The 16,375-nt window shown below is 70.3% G+C and carries 15 protein-coding genes; 7 read left to right on the top strand and 8 right to left on the bottom strand.

Annotated features, from left to right (window positions below):
- Positions 1-8: 8 nt before the first annotated feature.
- On the bottom strand, positions 9-911 hold the full coding sequence (locus ABQ271_RS03340; RefSeq protein WP_349310121.1) for a 1,4-dihydroxy-2-naphthoyl-CoA synthase: 903 nt from the start codon (positions 909-911) through the stop codon (positions 9-11).
- A gap of 126 nt (positions 912-1,037) precedes the next feature.
- Here ABQ271_RS03340 and ABQ271_RS03335 point away from each other — a divergent pair, with 126 nt between their 5' ends.
- On the top strand, positions 1,038-1,451 hold the full coding sequence (locus ABQ271_RS03335) for a glucose-6-phosphate dehydrogenase (RefSeq protein WP_349310120.1): 414 nt from the start codon (positions 1,038-1,040) through the stop codon (positions 1,449-1,451).
- Between the two features lie 20 nt (positions 1,452-1,471).
- On the opposite strand, the gene ABQ271_RS03330 is transcribed toward ABQ271_RS03335, so the two are convergent.
- Positions 1,472-2,230, bottom strand: coding sequence for a hypothetical protein (locus ABQ271_RS03330; protein ID WP_349310119.1), 759 nt, complete (start codon positions 2,228-2,230; stop codon positions 1,472-1,474).
- Positions 2,231-2,298: 68 nt separating this feature from the next.
- Here ABQ271_RS03330 and ABQ271_RS03325 point away from each other — a divergent pair, with 68 nt between their 5' ends.
- Positions 2,299-3,192: a zinc-ribbon domain-containing protein gene (locus tag ABQ271_RS03325; protein ID WP_349310118.1), complete on the top strand. Its 894-nt coding sequence runs from the start codon at positions 2,299-2,301 to the stop codon at positions 3,190-3,192.
- A gap of 2 nt (positions 3,193-3,194) precedes the next feature.
- Here ABQ271_RS03325 and ABQ271_RS03320 read toward each other — a convergent pair whose 3' ends face one another.
- Complete coding sequence (locus tag ABQ271_RS03320; protein WP_036310177.1) at positions 3,195-3,449, bottom strand: hypothetical protein; 255 nt, start codon at positions 3,447-3,449, stop codon at positions 3,195-3,197.
- An 82-nt stretch (positions 3,450-3,531) separates the two neighbouring features.
- On the opposite strand from ABQ271_RS03320, the gene ABQ271_RS03315 reads away from it, so the two are divergent.
- On the top strand, positions 3,532-4,851 hold the full coding sequence (locus tag ABQ271_RS03315; RefSeq protein WP_349310117.1) for a DUF222 domain-containing protein: 1,320 nt from the start codon (positions 3,532-3,534) through the stop codon (positions 4,849-4,851).
- A 56-nt stretch (positions 4,852-4,907) separates the two neighbouring features.
- Here ABQ271_RS03315 and ABQ271_RS03310 read toward each other — a convergent pair whose 3' ends face one another.
- From ABQ271_RS03310 to ABQ271_RS03295, 4 genes are all read right to left on the bottom strand, one after another.
- Positions 4,908-5,495: a hypothetical protein gene (locus ABQ271_RS03310; RefSeq protein WP_349310116.1), complete on the bottom strand. Its 588-nt coding sequence runs from the start codon at positions 5,493-5,495 to the stop codon at positions 4,908-4,910.
- Positions 5,450-5,881 (bottom strand): hypothetical protein, encoded by a 432-nt coding sequence (locus tag ABQ271_RS03305; protein WP_349310115.1) that lies wholly within the window; start codon positions 5,879-5,881, stop codon positions 5,450-5,452. The genes ABQ271_RS03310 and ABQ271_RS03305 overlap by 46 nt, the downstream gene beginning before the upstream one ends.
- Positions 5,882-5,957: 76 nt before the next feature.
- Entirely contained in the window at positions 5,958-7,469 is a 1,512-nt protein-coding gene (locus tag ABQ271_RS03300; protein WP_349310114.1) for an alpha-N-arabinofuranosidase, read from the bottom strand.
- 73 nt (positions 7,470-7,542) lie between these two features.
- Positions 7,543-8,553 (bottom strand): LacI family DNA-binding transcriptional regulator, encoded by a 1,011-nt coding sequence (locus ABQ271_RS03295; RefSeq protein ID WP_349310113.1) that lies wholly within the window; start codon positions 8,551-8,553, stop codon positions 7,543-7,545.
- A 76-nt stretch (positions 8,554-8,629) separates the two neighbouring features.
- Between ABQ271_RS03295 and ABQ271_RS03290 the strand changes: the two genes are divergently transcribed.
- Together ABQ271_RS03290 and ABQ271_RS03285 are read left to right on the top strand one after the other, a co-directional pair.
- Positions 8,630-9,442 (top strand): DUF1206 domain-containing protein, encoded by an 813-nt coding sequence (locus ABQ271_RS03290; protein ID WP_349310112.1) that lies wholly within the window; start codon positions 8,630-8,632, stop codon positions 9,440-9,442.
- A 24-nt stretch (positions 9,443-9,466) separates the two neighbouring features.
- Positions 9,467-10,456, top strand: coding sequence for an o-succinylbenzoate synthase (locus tag ABQ271_RS03285; protein ID WP_349310111.1), 990 nt, complete (start codon positions 9,467-9,469; stop codon positions 10,454-10,456).
- A 3-nt stretch (positions 10,457-10,459) separates the two neighbouring features.
- On the opposite strand, the gene ABQ271_RS03280 is transcribed toward ABQ271_RS03285, so the two are convergent.
- Entirely contained in the window at positions 10,460-11,056 is a 597-nt protein-coding gene (locus ABQ271_RS03280) for a helix-turn-helix domain-containing protein (RefSeq protein WP_349310110.1), read from the bottom strand.
- Between the two features lie 107 nt (positions 11,057-11,163).
- Between ABQ271_RS03280 and ABQ271_RS03275 the strand changes: the two genes are divergently transcribed.
- Together ABQ271_RS03275 and ABQ271_RS03270 are read left to right on the top strand one after the other, a co-directional pair.
- A complete protein-coding gene (locus ABQ271_RS03275; protein WP_349310109.1) occupies positions 11,164-14,031 on the top strand; it encodes an MMPL family transporter in 2,868 nt (955 codons plus the stop codon).
- A complete protein-coding gene (locus tag ABQ271_RS03270; protein ID WP_349310108.1) occupies positions 14,028-16,331 on the top strand; it encodes a YhgE/Pip domain-containing protein in 2,304 nt (767 codons plus the stop codon). Before ABQ271_RS03275 ends, ABQ271_RS03270 begins: the two co-directional genes overlap by 4 nt.
- Positions 16,332-16,375 lie beyond the last annotated feature (44 nt).

Here is a 16,375-nt window from a genome sequence, read left to right as displayed (position 1 = left end):
CGCGAGTCTCAGAAGTGGTATGGGTACGGCGCCCAGTCCGGGTCGCGCTTCTCGAGGAACGCGTCGCGCCCCTCGACGGCCTCGTCGGTGCCGTAAGCGAGACGAGTCGCCTCGCCGGCGAAGACCTGCTGGCCCACCATCCCGTCATCCACCGCGTTGAACGCGAACTTCAACATGCGGATCGCTGTCGGCGACTTGCCGAGGATCGTCCGCGCCATCGAGATCGCCTCGCGCTCGAGGTCTGCGTGCGGGACGACGCGATTGACGGCGCCCATCTCGTACGCCCGCTGCGCGGAGTACTCCTCGGCGAGGAAGAACACCTCGCGGGCGACCTTCTGACCGACCTGGCGAGCCATGTACGCCGAGCCGTATCCGGCGTCGAACGAGCCGACGTCCGCGTCGGTCTGCTTGAACTTGCCGTGCTCGGCGCTCGCGATCGAGAGGTCGCAGACGATGTGCAGCGAGTGCCCGCCGCCGGCCGCCCAGCCGGGGATGACCGCGATGACGACCTTCGGCATGAACCGGATGAGGCGCTGCACTTCGAGGATGTGGAGGCGCCCCGCGCGAGCCGGATCGTGGACCGCCGTCTCGTCGTCCGAGTACTTGTAGCCGTCGCGCCCGCGGATGCGCTGATCGCCGCCCGAGCAGAAGGCCCAGCCACCGTCCTTCGCGCTCGGACCGTTGCCGGTCAGCAGGACGACCCCGATCTTCGGGTCCTGGCGCGCGATGTCGAGAGCCCGGTACAGCTCGTCGACCGTGTGCGGGCGGAAGGCGTTCCGCACCTCGGGGCGATCGAACGCGATGCGGGCGATCCGCCCATCGTTCGAGACGTGCGCGGTGATGTCGGTGTAGGCCGCGGCGCCGGGCGCCTCGGTCCACTCCGACGGGTCGAAGAGCTCGGAGACGGTCACCCGGCCAGCCTACGCGCGGGGTGCAGCCGGTGCTCCCGCCGCCGCGGGCACCCGAACGGGCCGCCGGCGTGCGAAGCTTGTAGGGCGGCTCTCACCCCGAAACGAGCGCCGCGGAGGGACCCCCGCATGAAGATCACGAGATCATCCGACTGGCGGGACGCTCTTCCGTTCGAGGTACCGGTCCTCGCCGCCGAGGCCGTGCCCGGAGAGCCGACGCGATGCGTGAGCTGCCCCGCGGGCAGTGAGCCGCTGGAACGGACCGAACTGTGGGCCGTCAAGCACCGGCATCCGAACAACCATGCCGGCTTCGTGCGCTACTACTGCGCCGAGCACAGCCCGAAGACACCGCCGCCTCCCGCGCCCTCGGTCGCAAGCCCCGGCCGCGCTCGCGGCGCAGCACCGAAGGCCCGCCCCGAGCGGACCGTCGCACCGCGGCGCCCCGGTCCCTCGCTCGACGTGGTGCGGGCGATGTGCCCGGACTGCTTCGTCGAGGTCTCCGCCGCGGGCGTCTGCGGGATGTGCGGACGGCAGGTCGTCTGAGCGGGGCTCAGCCTAGGAAATCAGGGCTCGCGCGGAACCTTCGTCGCGTTGGCGAGCCACCACTTCTCGAGGTGGTCGACCGCCGCGGCGGGAAGAAGCCCGGACGCCGTCGACGGCACGCCGTCGCTGCCGGACCCGTCGGCGACTTGAACGCTGCGATAGAGGAGAACGTCGGTTTCGGCGACGACGAGGCGCAGGTGGGGCTCATCGCCGTCAAACAAGTCGAAGCGATGTGCATCATCGCTCGTGGACTCCATGACACCGTCGCATGACGAGACCAGGTCGATGAGCGGCGCCACCGCGGCCTCTGACGCCGAGGCGAACCGCCACATCGACGCAGCGTACGCGAACTCGGCCCCCGCCGCGGTCTGGGCACTGAGTTGCAGGGATGTCTGATCCGCCGCTCCAGCCGCGAACATGTAGTCGAGCGGAGCGGTGTAGGCAGCGTTGTCGCCGATCGCGGCCGCGCACGGCTCCGCCGGATACCCGGGCTGCGTCCCCGCCGGCACGCAGGCCCGTTCGCTGCGTTCGTACCTCTTCGCACGTGACGCCGACTCGACGACCTCGTCGATCCCCGGCATCCCCTGCAGGGAATTCACCAGAGGCGTGTCCACCTCGACCTCATCCGCACACGATGCGAACTCACCTCGCGGCTCGATGGGTGTGGTGCTCTGAAGTGGCGACGGCAGCTTTTCAGGCTCGAGGTCGTTCGTAGACACGCACCCGGTCAGCACGACGGCAAGAACGAGCACGACGGGAAGGCTCCGGAGCAGACTCACCCCGACAGTATGGCGGGTCGCCACGTCGACACCTGCACGTGTCCGAACCCGCCTCTACCGTCGGCACCGTGACGGAACCGGTGCGGTGGTGGTGGGAGCGGCGTCAGTTCTCGCGCGGCACCGACGTCCCGTACGCCGTCGGCACCTATCGGTCGGCATGGGCTGCGTACCCCGAACTGATCCGGCAGTACCACCCCGACCTCAACGAGGGCATCGTCCTGTCGCAGATCCCCCCGGCCGCCGACGTGCTGCTGTGCTGGGAGTGTTCGGCGGGCCACCGATTCGCCGCGACACCGACAGAGCAGCGGGAGCGGCCGGGCCGCGTGCGGCGACGGTCGGCGTGGTGCCCGGAGTGCTCCGCCCTCGCGGCGCCGCGGCCCGTGAAGGTCGTCGAGCGCCTCGACGCGAAGGCGGTGCTCACTGCGGTGGAGCGGGCGAAGGCGGTGCGGATGCCGGTGGCGCCGGGCCCAGCACCCGTGAAAAAGCGTGCGACCGCGACGATCTGCGACAAGACGCCGGACGTCTCGATCGGGGCGCCGTTCACGAGCGAGTGCGCTCCGCGGCCCGCATCCGCCGCGGAAGCGCGCCTGCGCGCAGACCTCACCGCCGCGCTCCTCTTCACCGAAGGGATGACGGCGGTCCGCGTCGGGCGACCGTTCTTCAGACACCGCGAAGTGTGGCCCGACATCCTGCTGCCCGAACTACGCGTGGCCGTGGAGTACGACACCCCCGGCCGCCACGGACTCGAGCACGTGGGCAAGCGAGAGGCATCCGATCGGCGGAAGGACTCCCTGCTGCGCGCAGCCGGGTGGGAGGTGGTGCGAGTGCGAACGGGCGGGCTCGAGGCGCGGGGACCGAACGACGTGGTGGTGCGGTCAGCCGGATCGCGGACCGTTCCCACGATCGTCGACGCGCTGCGCGGCATCCGCGGAGAGCTCATGGTGGATGCGTACCTTCGGTGAGCTCAGGAGTACGCACGGTGGACATGCCAGTGGTCACCGTCGTCGTAGACGTCGAAGACGAACGAGACACCGGATCGGTCGGTCGCCTGGAACCGCCAGGCGTGTGCAACCGGCTCGGGTGGCGACGGCCACGTCGCTGGCCCGAGGCGAGTGGGGGTGTCGGTCACGCTCCACCGGCGACCACCGAAGAACATGCGCGCAGGCACGTCGTCGACGAACCACAGCGTCAGATCGTGTTCGAATGCCCGGGCTTCCATGACACTCAGGCTAGAACATTTGTTCTCCACAATCGAGACGCAGTTTCGAATCAATGTCTGAGGTCGGTGCCATGATCGAGACATGTCAGGATCCGCGATCGACGACCTCCGCAGGGCGGAACGGTTCGTTGAGCGAGCCCTCGAGGCCAGGCGCCGGATTGCCGTGGCAGAGGCCGCTGAGGTCGCTCTCCTCGCCGAGGCGCACGCCTGGGTGAGGTCCCTCGACGCGCAAGGAACCACCTCGCACGGATCCGACCTCGCCGCGCGCGATCTGGCCGCGCAGCTGGGCGCAGCGACCCGCATCGGCGATCGCACAGTGCAGGCGCGAATGGATGCCGCGGCATCCCTGTCCACGCTTCTGCCGGCAACCCTCGCGGCGTGGCAGGAGGGGGCGATCGACCGGCGGCACGTTTCGGTGATCGTCGACGCATCCGCCGGGCTGTTCGACGACGACGCGCGAGCGTGGTTCGAGCGGCGCGTGCTCGCACAGGCGAAAGAGACGACGGCCACGCGGTTGCGGCCGATCGCCGTCGCCCTCGCCGAGCGCGCGCATCCTGAGTCGCTCGCCGACCGCCATGCCCGCGCGAGAGTTGCGCGGCGCGTGATCGTGGCTAACAGCGCAGACGGCATGGCGCGGCTGATCGCGGATCTGCCAGCGGTCGAGGCGCACGGGATCGTCGATCGTCTGGGGGCGATGGCGCGTGCCGTGCGGGATGCGGGTGGTGACGCCGCAGCCGATTCGCGCTCACTCGACGAACTGCGCGCCGACGTCTTGACCGATCTTCTCCTCGGCGCAGATCCCGTCGCTCATGGGGACGGTCTGGCCGGCATCACAGGCCACGTCCAGGTGACGGTTCCCGTCATGACGGCCGTCGCAGGTTCGACCGAGCCCTGCGTGCTCGCCGGTTACGGGCCGGTTCCCCTCGATGACGCTCTGCGCCTGGCGGGCGCGGCCTCGGGTTGGGATCGCGTCATGACGCACCCGGTCCAAGGCGCCGTCCTCGCCGTCGACCGCTACCGGCCGTCCGAGCAGCTGCGCCGCTTCCTTCGCGCGCGGGACGAGCACTGCCGATTCGTCGGATGCCGCCTCCCGGTGTGGCGCTCCGACATCGACCACACCGTCGATGCGGCGCACGGCGGTGCCACGCGACCCGACAATCTGGCGCATCTCTGCCGACGCCATCACGTTCTGAAGCACGCGTCCGCGTGGAGTGTCATCCAGACGCAGGCAGGAGTGCTGCGCTGGACGAGCCCGACCGGCCGCACATACACTGACCGACCGGCTCCCGCGGCGCGCTTCATCTCACACCTCGATCCGCCGCCGGATCCGGACGTGGCCATGCCACCGCCGAGACGCGGACCGTACTTCAGGCCGGATCCAACCCCGCCGCCGCCGTTCTAGATCGGCCGGCGAGGTGACCATCTGGTGTGGGGATACGCGGGGGGTGAGGAGCGTCGTCAAACCGGCTCTTCCCAGCCGATCACGCGCGCATTCCCGAGCGGAACCGCGCCTGGCGCCAGAACATGCGGGATGCCGTGGAACCAGGCTCCGCTCACCCCGCGACGCGCCATCTCCTCGAGCCACACCCGGTTCGCCGCGGGTACCTCGATCGCCGTCGTGAACGACGCCGCGTCGAAGGGCGCAACCTCCGACGCATCGATCGGGTCACCGACGGCAGACACGCTGCGGTCGAGAGCCACCGTTCCCACCGGCAGGTCCGCCGCGGGGATCGCCCAGAACTCCACACGCGGGAGATCCTTGCCGCGCACCTTGCGCCAGGCCCGCCAGATCGCATGCGGATGCACCGGGCTCAAAAAGACGACCTCGGTCCACGTGCGGCCCGTGCCCGGGATCGCCGTGTTTCTGAGACGCTGCCGCTCCGGGGTGTCGTCGTACTTCGCCATCGCCCGCGCATACCCGTCAGGGTCGATCTCCGCGAGATCGGATGCCGGGACGAGCAGCTCACCCACGAGCGGGACGCGCTGGTGGAAGACGAACCTCACGACGCGGGCCGCACGCCGTCGAAGGGCGAGAGGGTGATCCATTGCCCGCTGTCGAAACTCAGGTACAGGCGGAGCGGGCCCTTCTGCAGCATCGGGTCCCCGTTCGCATAGGCCGGCGACGCGCAGTTGTCCGCAGTCGAAGCCACGCGCAGATCGCGGATGTCCGTCAGGTCGCCCTTGATCATCGACACCCCCGAGAGACGATACGCATTCGCCGCGTACCCGTACACGTCGCTCGTGCCATCGGGCTGGACGGCATCGACATCGACCACGAGATCGGCCGCCTCGATACGAGACTCCTCGGATTCGAATGCCGCCCAGGACACGCATGTCACCGAATCGACCCTCGCCGCGGCACCCGCGGCGCACCCCGCGATGCCTGCCACCGCCATCACTCCGAATCCCCCCACGACCAGCGCACGCTTCATGCCGACCCCCTCATCCGAGAGTGTCGCACCAGAGGCATCCGTCTCGCCAGGACGATCGGATGCCTCCTGCGGGGCGTCAGCTGAGGGCGACCGCCGTCCACGACACCGGCGGCAGCGTGATCGTCAGCGTGCCGTTCTCGACGCGCGCAGACTCGTTCGCCCGCGACGCCACCCGCTCACGATCGGCCAGCGTGTTCTTCGCGTAGACGTCGTCATCCGACAGCGTGTGCGTCTCGGTGATCGACGAAACGCCCAGGCCCGACACGTCGACCGTCACCTCGATCGACTCGGTGCGGCTGCGGTTCACGAGGAACACTGAGCTCTGCCCGGTCTCGTCGTCGCGCGTCGCGACGGCGTCGACGAGCGGAACCTCGCCGAAAACCGCCGTCTCGTACGACGGCGCGTCGATCAGCACCCGCAGCGCGGTCCCCTGCGCGAGGCGCGACGTCAGCGAGAACGGGAAGAACGTCGTCTGCCGCCACGCCGGCCCACCCGGCTCCGTCATGATCGGCGCGATCACGTTGACGAGCTGCGCAAGCGACGCACTGGCGACCCGGTCGGCGTGCTTGAGTAGCGAGATCATGAGGCTGCCGAAGACCACGGCATCCACCACCGAATACACGTCCTCGAGCAGCCGCGGAGCCACCGGCCAGTTGTCGATGCCGTCGATCTTCTCGACGTTCTCCCACCGAGACAGGTACCAGACGTTCCACTCGTCGAACGAGATGTCGATCTTCTTCGACGACCGCTGCACCGCACCCACGTGGTCGGCGGTCGCGACGACCGTCTCGATGAAGCGGTCCATGTCGACGGCCGAGGCGAGGAAGCTGTCGATGTCGCCGTCCTTCTCCTCGTAGTACGCATGGCACGAGATCAGGTCGACGTCCTCGTACGTGTGCGTGAGGACCACGCGCTCCCACTCGCCGAACGTCGGCATCGTCGCACCCGACGAGCCGCACACGACGAGCTGGATCGACGGGTCGAGCTGCCGCATCCCCTTCGCCGTCCGCGAGGCGAGCTTGCCGTAGTCCTCCGCCGACCGGTGGCCGAGCTGCCACGGGCCGTCCATCTCGTTGCCGAGGCACCACATGCGGATGTCGAACGGCTTCGTCGCGCCGTTCTCAACGCGCTGATCGCTGAGAGTCGTGCCCGAGCGGATGTTGCAGTACTCGAGCAGATCGATCGCCTCGAGCGTGCCCCGTGTGCCGAGGTTCACGGCCATCATCAGGTCGCTCCCGACCTTCTCGAGCCACGACGAGAACTCGTGCAGGCCGACCTCGTTCGTCTCGGTCGAGTGCCAGGCCAGATCGAGCCGCCGCGGCCGCTCCGCGACGGGGCCGACCGAGTCCTCCCAGCGGAAGCCCGACACGAAGTTGCCGCCGGGGTAGCGGATCGTGTCGACTCCGAGCTCCTTGACGAGGTCGATGACGTCGGTGCGGAAACCCTCGGCATCCGCCGTCTCGTGGCTGGGCTCGTGGATGCCGTCGTAGATGTGGCGGCCGAGGTGCTCGACGAAACCGCCGAAGATCTTGCGACGGACCTCCCCGATGGGAGATGCAACGTCGACGGTGAGTCGTGCGGAGGTCATGAGGCGTCCTTGTCGAGAATGGTAAACGTTGTAAATCATGATGACGACGTGGATGCTGCCCCGTCAAGGCCCGTCAGCCGGCGGGCGCCGACTCCCGCACCCGCAGGGCGAACTCGCCCGACAGCACCGCTGCGGGCTCGCCTGCCTCGCCGACGACCCGACGCAGGAGCGTGTCCACCGCGGTCTGCGCGATCCAGCGCCGCCCGGGGTCGATCGTGGTCAGCGACGGGATCGAGTACTGCGCCTCATCCAGATCGTCGAAGCCGATCACGGCGACATCGTGCGGCACGCGCAGCCCCGCCTCCTGCAACGCACGGATCGCACCGAGCGCGAGCGTGTCGTTGAGCCCGAACACGGCGTCGAATCGCACCGCGCGGGCCACGAGATCACGCACCGCGTCGGCGCCGCCGGAGCGATCCCAGAACCGCGTGGCCACGACCAGCTCGGGATCGAATGCGACGCCCGCCGCGTCGAGAGCCGCCCGATGCCCCTGCAAGCGCAACCCCGCAGCGCCCTCGGCGTCGCCGTCGTGCGCACCCAGGACGGCGATGCGCCGACGCCCGGCCGCCAACAGGTGCGCGGTCGCCGCATCGGCAGCCTCGGCGTTCCGCATCGTGACGTGATCGAGCGGCACGTCGAACACCCGCTCACCGAGAAGCACGGTCGGGTACGCCGCCGGACGCGCAGCCAGGTCGGCTGCGTCGAGTCCTAGGGGGCTGAGGATCAGGCCGTCCGTCAGCCCGAGCCGAGGGCTCCGCAGCAACTCGCGCTCCCGGCCGGGCTCGCCGCCGGTCTGCTCGACCAAGACGACGACGCCGCGCTCCTCGGCGTGTGCGATGACCATGCCTGCCAACTCGGCGAAGTAGCTGAGCGCGAGATCCGGCACGGCGAGCGCGATCGCGCCGGTCCGGCCGCTCCGCAGGTTCCGCGCGGTCAGGTTCGGCATGTAGCCGAGCTCGGCAACGGCACGCTCCACGTTCTCGCGGGTGGCCTGCCGCACGTGCGGGTGACCGTTGATGACGTTCGACACGGTCTTGATCGAGACGCCGGCCAGCCGCGCGACGTCGTGCAGTGTGGGTGTCATCCGCCCCTCCCGCGCGTCACTGTACCGCCCGCGCAAGCCCCCCGCGGACAGACGCCCGCGTCACTACGCTGGCGCGATGACCTCCTCAGCCAAGAGCGCGGCGCACGGCGCCAAAAACAGCAGAGCCGTGCAGGTGCTCGCGCGAGCGGGCTTCGCCGCGAGCGGCGTGGTGCACATCGTCGTCGGTGTCATCGCGATCTCCCTCGCCCTCGGCGCATCCGGCGGTGAGCAGGCCGACCAATCGGGCGCCCTGGCTCAGCTCGCGGCTGCTCCCGGGGGCGTTTTCCTGCTGTGGGCCGCGACGATCGGACTCGCCGCGCTGGGTCTGTGGCACCTCCTGAGCGCGTTCCTCGATCGCAGCGCCTCCTCGGGCAAAGACCGCACCGTGCACATCGTCAAGAACGGCGCGAAAGGGGTCGTCTACCTCGTCATCGCGTTCAGCGCGGGAACGTTCGCCGCGGGCGGCTCCACGAGTTCGTCGGGGTCGACCAGCTCCCTGACGGCGGATCTCCTCTCCACTTCCGGAGGCGTCTTCGTCGTGGTCGCGATCGGACTCGTCGTGATCGGCATCGCCGCGTACCTGGTGTTCAAGGGCGTGACGCACCGCTTCGAGCGCGACCTGAGCATGCCGTCGGGCACGGCCGGTCGGGGAGTCCGCATCCTCGGCACCGTCGGCTACGTCGCCCGCGGCATCGCGTTCGCCGGCGTCGGAGTGCTCTTTCTCGTAGGAGCGGCGACGAACGACCCCGAGAAGTCGACCGGACTCGACGGTGCGCTGCGGTCGTTCGCCGAGCTCCCCGCCGGCAAGATCCTGCTCGTCCTGATCGGCGTGGGCTGGATCGCCTACGGCGTCTACGCCTTCTTCCGCGCCCGGTACACCCGCCTCTGACCCGTGGCGGGCCAGGATGGGGTCATGCACCTGCCACCGCTCGCCGACCTCCGCGCAACGGCGCGCGTGGTGTCGCTCCCCCTTCACACCCGCTTCCGCGGCATCGACGTCCGCGAGGCGATGCTGCTCGAAGGCCCCGAGGGGTGGACCGAGTTCTCGCCGTTCGCCGAGTACGGCGACGTCGAGTCGGCCACCTGGCTGGCGGCGGCGATCGAGTACGGCTGGCAGCCGACCCCACGGGCCCTCCGCGACGCGATCCCGGTGAACGCGACGGTGCCGGCTGTGGCCGCGGCATCCGTCGCCGATATCCTCGCCCGCTTCGACGGATGCCGGACCGCCAAGATCAAGGTCGCCGAACCCGGTCAGGTGCTCGCCGATGACGTGGCGCGCGTGCGCGCGGTCCGCGAGGCGATGGGCCCCGAGGGCCGCCTCCGCGTCGACGCCAACGGCGGATGGAACCTCGATGAGGCCGAGCACGCGATCCACGCCCTCGCAGAGTTCGATCTCGAGTACGTCGAGCAGCCCTGCGCGACGGTGCCGGAGCTCGCGGAGCTGCGCGGCCGCATCCGCTACATGGACATCCCGATCGCGGCGGACGAGAGCGTCCGGAAGGCCGACGACCCCGTCGCCGTCGCCCGCGCGGGAGCGGCCGATCTGCTCGTGATCAAAGCTCAGCCGCTGGGTGGGGTGCGGCGGGCTCTGTCGGTCGTCGCAGAAGCGGGCCTCCCCGCGGTCGTCTCGAGCGCGCTCGACACGTCGGTGGGTCTCGCGATGGGTGTCGCGCTGGCGGCATCCCTTCCCGAGCTCGACTTCGACTGCGGGCTGGGGACCGCATCCCTCCTCGCCGCCGATGTCACCCGGAATCCGCTGCGCCCCCGGAACGGGGAGCTCCCGGTCGGTCGGGTCACGCCCGACAGCGCCCTCCTCGACGCGCACGCGGCGTCCGTGGAGCGGCGGGAATGGTGGCTCGCGCGCCTCGAGCGCTGCCACGCCGTCCTCTCGGCGGGCGGCTGAGGATCAGGCGGAGCCGACGAGGAGCGGTACGAGCTGCTCCAGCCGTGACTGCATGGCGCGGTTCGCCTGCCGCTCCGAGAGTCGCTCGAGAGCTGCCTGCACGCTGCACTGCTCCGACACGTCCAGAAGCAGGGCAGCCGCGTCGGCCACCGGCATCCGGAGCGGGAGGGCGTGCAGTTCGCTCACGTCGCGGATGATCGTCACGATGCGCCCCAGCATCTGCGCACGCCACGCCAGGAACGCTTCCGCCAGTCGCGGGTCGCGCAGGGCCTGCGTCCGCACCTCGCTGAGCAGCTGCGGCTCCATCCGCTCTGCGAGCGACATGCTGGCGATCTGGCGGACGAGATCGATCGCGTCGCTTCCCCCCGAGAGCTTCTTGACACGCACCGACACCTCGTCGAGCTTGTCCTCGGAGAGCTGCCGGATGAGGGCGAGGAAGAGTTCGTCCTTCGATTCGAAGTTCGAGTAGAACGCGCCGCGGGTGAAACCGGCACGTTCGCAGATGGTCTCGACGGATGCCGCGTCGAGCCCGACTTCCGCGAACACCTCGTGCGCTGCCTCGAGCAGTCGAGCCCTCGTGTTCTCACGGCTTCGCGCCATCTCACACCCACCCTTCAGGCTCGCGACCTACGTGCGGGTCTACGATACACATGTGTATCGGATACAGCGCTGTATCGAATCCGTCCGACTCTGATCCAGGAGCGCCTGTGTCCACCATCCTCTTCACCCTCGGCCGATGGGCCTACCGCCACTCGTGGCGCGTGCTCATCGCGTGGATCCTGCTGCTCGGACTCATCGGAGGCGGCGTCGCCCTCTTCATGAAGGGCACGGACAACGCCTTCGCCATCCCGGGGACCGAGGCCCAGCAGGGTCTCGAGCTGCTGAACCGCACGTTCCCGCAGGCGAGCGGCGCGAGCGCGCAGCTGATCGTGGTCGCGCCCGACGGCGACTCGGTGAAGGACCAGCCGCTCCGCGGCGAGATCGACGATCTCGTGACGCGCCTCGGCGACATCGACGGCGTCACCTCGGCGACGTCGCCCTTCGACAAGATGGTCACCGGTCTCGTCTCGGACGACGATCGGGCCGGGCTCATCCAAATGCAGTTCGATGGCTCGTCGACCGAGGTCTCCCCCGCCACGGTGGACGCGGTCAAGAAGGCCGCCGCCGATTTCCACGACGCACTCCCCCAGGGCGCCCAGTCCGCCCTCGGCGGCGACCTGTTCGCCTCGTCGGTGCCCGCGCTGTCGATCGTCGAGGTCGTCGGAGTCCTGATCGCGCTGTTCGTCCTCATCGTGACGTTCCGATCGTTCACGGTCGCGTGGTTCCCCCTGGTCAGCGCCCTCATCGGCGTCGCCCTCGCGATCGCGCTCATCTTCCTCGCGACCGCCGTGACGACCATCTCCTCGACGACCCCGATGCTCGCAGTCATGCTCGGACTCGCCGTCGGGATCGATTACGCCCTGTTCATCGTGTCGCGACATCAGGATCAGGTCCGCGCGGGCATGGACCCCGAGGAATCCGCCGCCGGCGCCGTCGGCACGGCCGGTTCCGCCGTGGTGTTCGCCGGCGTCACCGTGATGATCGCCCTCGTCGGCCTCAGCATCGCCGGCATCCCGTTCCTCTCCACCATGGGCATCGCCGCAGCCGTCGCCGTGGCGGTGGCCGTGGCGGTCGCCCTGAGCCTCACGCCCGCCCTCCTCGGTTTCGCGAAGGGCCGGGTCGTCGGCTGGGGCGGACGGATGCTGCAGCGCGGCGTCTCCACGCGCCGCCGGAAGTCGGATGCCGAAACTGTCAGCGCAGCGAACGACGCTCCGGCAGCCGCGCCCGCGGCCTCGGTGGCGCCCGCGCGCCCCAACCGCTGGGTGATGCTCGTCACGCGGCATCCGATCATCGCGACGGTCGCTGTCGTCGTGGGCCTCGGAATCATGGCGATCCCGTCGGGGAGCCTGCACCTGGCCCTCCCCAACGCCGGTGTGCAGCCGCCGTCGAGCCAGGCACGCCAGGCCTACGACCTGAACGCGGAGTACTTCGGCGCAGGATCGAACGGCCCGCTGGTCATGACCGGGACCATCGTCACGTCGACCGACCCGCTCGGCCTCATGGACGACCTCAAGAAGGAGGTCGAGGCGATCCCCGGCGTCAAGCGCGTCGCTCTCGCCACCCCGAACGAGACCGCTGACACAGGTCTCATTCAGATCGTCCCGACCACGGCCCCCGACGACCCGGCGACCGCCGACCTCGTCCGCGAGCTGCGTTCGCACCACGACGAGTGGCAGGACAAGTACGGTGTCGACCTGAAGGTGACCGGCTTCACGGCCGTCGGCATCGACGTCTCCGACCGCTTGGGGGCGGCCCTCCTCCCCTTCGGCATCTTCGTCGTCGGACTCTCCTTCATCCTCCTGATGGTCGTCTTCCGCTCGATCTGGGTGCCGCTGAAGGCGACGCTCGGCTACCTGCTGTCGATCCTCGCCGCCTTCGGCGCCGTCGCCGCCGTGTTCGAGTGGGGCTGGCTCGCCGACCTCCTCCACGTGACGCGCACAGGTCCCGTGATCAGCTTCATGCCGATCATCCTCATGGGCGTGCTGTTCGGCCTCGCGATGGACTACGAGGTCTTCCTCGTCTCGCGGATGCGCGAAGACTTCGTCCACGCTGTCCGCGCACGCGGTGGACGGGCGAACCGTGAGACCGCCGTCGCCGCCGTCCGCAGCGGTTTCACCGCGTCGGCGCGCGTCGTCGTCGCGGCCGCCGTCATCATGTTCGCGGTGTTCGCGGCGTTCGTCCCCGAAGGCGACAGTTCGATCAAACCGATCGCGCTGGGCCTCGCCGTCGGCATCGCCGTCGACGCCTTCCTCGTGCGTATGACGCTGACCCCGGCGGTGATGGCCCTGCTGGGCGACAAGGCATGGTGGATGCCGCGCTGGCTCGAGCGCATGCTTCCCAAGGTCGACATCGAGGGCGAGGCGGTCGAGCACGAACGTGCGCACGCTCAGTGGCCGGAGCCCGGCTGGACCGGTGCGCTCGCGGCGGACGACCTCGAGGTGCGCGCCGAATCCGCCGACGCCGACATCCTCGTGTTCTCGGGTGCGAGCGTCCGCCTGGACGACGGCGGCACGCTGCTCGTGACCGCGGCGGACCCGCATGCCTCCCGGGCGTTCCTGCTCACGGTCGCGGGGCGCATCGCGCCGACCTCCGGCCTTCTGCGCGTGTCGGGGCACCTGCTGCCCGGTCGCGCCGCGTGGGTCCGTGCGCACGTGTCGGTTGCCGAGCTCTCCGGCGCCGAGACTCCCCTGGCCGACCTGCGGCGCGCCCTCGCGGGCCGCACCCGGTTCGTCGTGATCGTCGGCCTCGACTCCCTCACGGGGGCCGACCGTGATCAGGCCGCTGCCCTCCTCCGCGATGCGTCGAACACCGTCGCCGCCAAGGGCGGCGAGCTGACGATCGTGGCCTCCGCCCGCGACGTCGAGGCGGCCCGCAGCATCCTCGCGGATGCGTACCGACCGAAGCCCGACACCCTGCGCGTCTCCGCACCCTCCCCCCTCGAAACCGACGCCCCCACCCAGGTGATCCCCTCATGACTCTCTCCATCGAACGCGCGCAGACCCGGCGCCCCATCTCGTGGCTCACGATCCTCGGCGTGCTGTTGCTTCCCGCCGTCATCGGCGGCGTCCTCGTCGCGGCCCTCTACAACCCGACCGAACGACTCGACGCACTGAACACGGCGATCGTCAACAACGACAAGCCGGTCGAGGTGAACGGTCAGACCACGCCGCTCGGCCGTTTGCTGACGTCGGGTCTCGTCGAAGGATCCGACCAGCTCGACAGCAACCTCACCTGGACGATCTCCAACACCGCCGACGCGAAGGAGGGCCTCGAAGACGGGACGTACGACGCGATCGTCACCATCCCGAAGAACTTCTCCGCGGCCGCGACCTCGACGGCCCCCGGCGGGACCCCCGAGCGCGCCACGATCGAACTGACCTCGTCGCCCGATGCCCGCATCGTCGACGACGCCATCACCTCGCAGGTGACGTCGACCGCGGCATCCGTCCTCGGTGAGCGGCTCACGACGGGCTACCTCGAGAACGTGTTCCTCGGCTTCACCACCCTCAACGAGCAGCTGGGCAAGGCCGCCGACGGTGCGACGCAGCTCGCGGACGGGGCGAACGGTGCCGCCGACGGCGCCGCGAAGCTCGCCGACGGCGCGTCGACCGCCTCGGAAGGCGGATACTCGCTGGCCGACGGCATCCGCAAGCTCCAGACGGGCGCGGACGGCATCGCGACGGGAGCCGGCGGAATCGCGACCGGCGCATCCGGCCTCGCCACCGGCGCGCACCGCCTCGCCGACGGCGCCGGCGCCGCAGCCGACGGCATCGACACCCTCGCGGGCGGCGCCGACAAGCTCGCCGGCGGTGCGGCCGCCACCTCGAACGGCCTCGACGAATGGTCGGCGGGCGCCCGACCGATCGCCGACGGCACGCAGCAGCTCGCCGACGGCCTCACGAAGGCCGCGGAGCAGACCGCCGCGATCCCCGCTGTCCCGTCCGAGCTCGTCGACGGCCTCAAGGCCCTCACCGCGAACGGCGAGCAGAACAGTCAGGCCGTCACGGCCGTCGTCGATGCGCTCTCGGCCGCCGCAGAGGCGTGCGTCCCCGCGCAGGCGGGCGCCGAGCTCTGCGATCAGTTGACGGATGCCTCGGCTCAGGCGACCAAGGCACTCCCTCAGCTGCAGAACACCGTGAGCGATTCGGAGCAGCTCGCGAAGGACCTGGACGCTCTCGCGAACTTCGGTCCGAACCTGAGCCAGGGCCTGAGCACCTCCGCCGCCGCCGCGCAGAAGCTCGCCGGCGGCATGGATCAGCTCGCCGACGGCGCGGACAAGCTCGCTGACGGCGCCGGCGCCCTGTCGACCGGCGCGGCGGGCCTCGCCGACGGCGCGGGCCAGGCCGCCACCGGCGTGCGGAAGCTCGCGGGCGGCGCCGACCAGCTCGCCGGCGGTGCCGACCAGCTGTCCTCGGGCGCCGGTCAGCTCTCGACGGGAGCACAGGCCCTCGCCTCGGGCGCGGGCAGCGCTGCAGACGGTACCGACCAGCTCGCCGACGGCGTGGGCGCCCTGGCGACCGGTGCAGGCGATCTCTCCACCGGCGTCGACAAGATCGCCGACGGCACCGGCGACCTCGCGACCGGCCTCGACAAGGCCGTCGACGGTGTGCCGAGCTACACGAAGACGCAGGCCGCAGACCTTGCCGCGATCGTCGCGAAGCCGGTCGTCGCCGACGGCGGCGGATCGTCGCTGTTCGGGGCGTCTGCGGTGCCGCTGCTCGCCACCCTCGCGCTCTGGTTCGGCGGACTCGCGTCGTTCGTCGTTCTCCGGGCGGTCCCGCGAACGGCACTCGCGTCGCGTCGGTCGTCCGCCGCTCTGGCGCTCCGAGCCCTCGCTCCGGGAGCGCTCATCGGCGCACTCCAGGGCGTCCTGGTCGCGATCATCGTCCAGCTCGCTGCCGGTTACGACATGGCCGCCTGGTGGGCCTTCGCCGGGATGTGCGTGCTGGCCGGAGTCGCCTTCGCAGCCGTCAACCACGCCCTGGTCGCCCTGTTCGGCGGAATCGGACGCTGGGTCGCCGCGCTCGTGGGCGTCATGGCCCTGGCGACCGGGATCGTCTCGACGGTGCCGGGCACGCTCCTCGACGTCGCGGGCCTGCTTCCCACGGCTCCCGCCTACACCGCGATGCTGGCCGCACTGACGGATGCCGGGGGTGGCGCGACCGCTGCCGTCGGCCTCGTGCTCTGGACGGTCCTGGCCGCCGGCGCCGGCATCCTGGCCGTCATGCGGCACCGGTCGACCTCGGCCCGCGCAGTACTGGCACAGCCGGCCTGACACTGGCACAGCCAGGCGTGAGCCGCCTCGCTGAGCCGCCGCGA

The organism is Microbacterium sp. MM2322, assembly GCF_964186585.1.
Classification (GTDB): domain Bacteria; phylum Actinomycetota; class Actinomycetes; order Actinomycetales; family Microbacteriaceae; genus Microbacterium.
The sequence above is the reverse complement of the archived record's forward strand: the minus strand, read 5'-3'. Positions and strand labels throughout refer to the sequence as shown.

Coding starts and splice junctions, on each gene's coding strand:
- ABQ271_RS03300 (WP_349310114.1), bottom strand. CDS start 7,469: ATGACCTCCGCACGACTCACCGTCGACGTTGCATCTCCCATCGGGGAG.
- ABQ271_RS03335 (WP_349310120.1), top strand. CDS start 1,038: ATGAAGATCACGAGATCATCCGACTGGCGGGACGCTCTTCCGTTCGAG.
- ABQ271_RS03280 (WP_349310110.1), bottom strand. CDS start 11,056: ATGGCGCGAAGCCGTGAGAACACGAGGGCTCGACTGCTCGAGGCAGCG.
- ABQ271_RS03320 (WP_036310177.1), bottom strand. CDS start 3,449: ATGGAAGCCCGGGCATTCGAACACGATCTGACGCTGTGGTTCGTCGAC.
- ABQ271_RS03310 (WP_349310116.1), bottom strand. CDS start 5,495: ATGGATCACCCTCTCGCCCTTCGACGGCGTGCGGCCCGCGTCGTGAGG.
- ABQ271_RS03305 (WP_349310115.1), bottom strand. CDS start 5,881: ATGAAGCGTGCGCTGGTCGTGGGGGGATTCGGAGTGATGGCGGTGGCA.
- ABQ271_RS03295 (WP_349310113.1), bottom strand. CDS start 8,553: ATGACACCCACACTGCACGACGTCGCGCGGCTGGCCGGCGTCTCGATC.
- ABQ271_RS03285 (WP_349310111.1), top strand. CDS start 9,467: ATGCACCTGCCACCGCTCGCCGACCTCCGCGCAACGGCGCGCGTGGTG.
- ABQ271_RS03270 (WP_349310108.1), top strand. CDS start 14,028: ATGACTCTCTCCATCGAACGCGCGCAGACCCGGCGCCCCATCTCGTGG.
- ABQ271_RS03315 (WP_349310117.1), top strand. CDS start 3,532: ATGTCAGGATCCGCGATCGACGACCTCCGCAGGGCGGAACGGTTCGTT.
- ABQ271_RS03290 (WP_349310112.1), top strand. CDS start 8,630: ATGACCTCCTCAGCCAAGAGCGCGGCGCACGGCGCCAAAAACAGCAGA.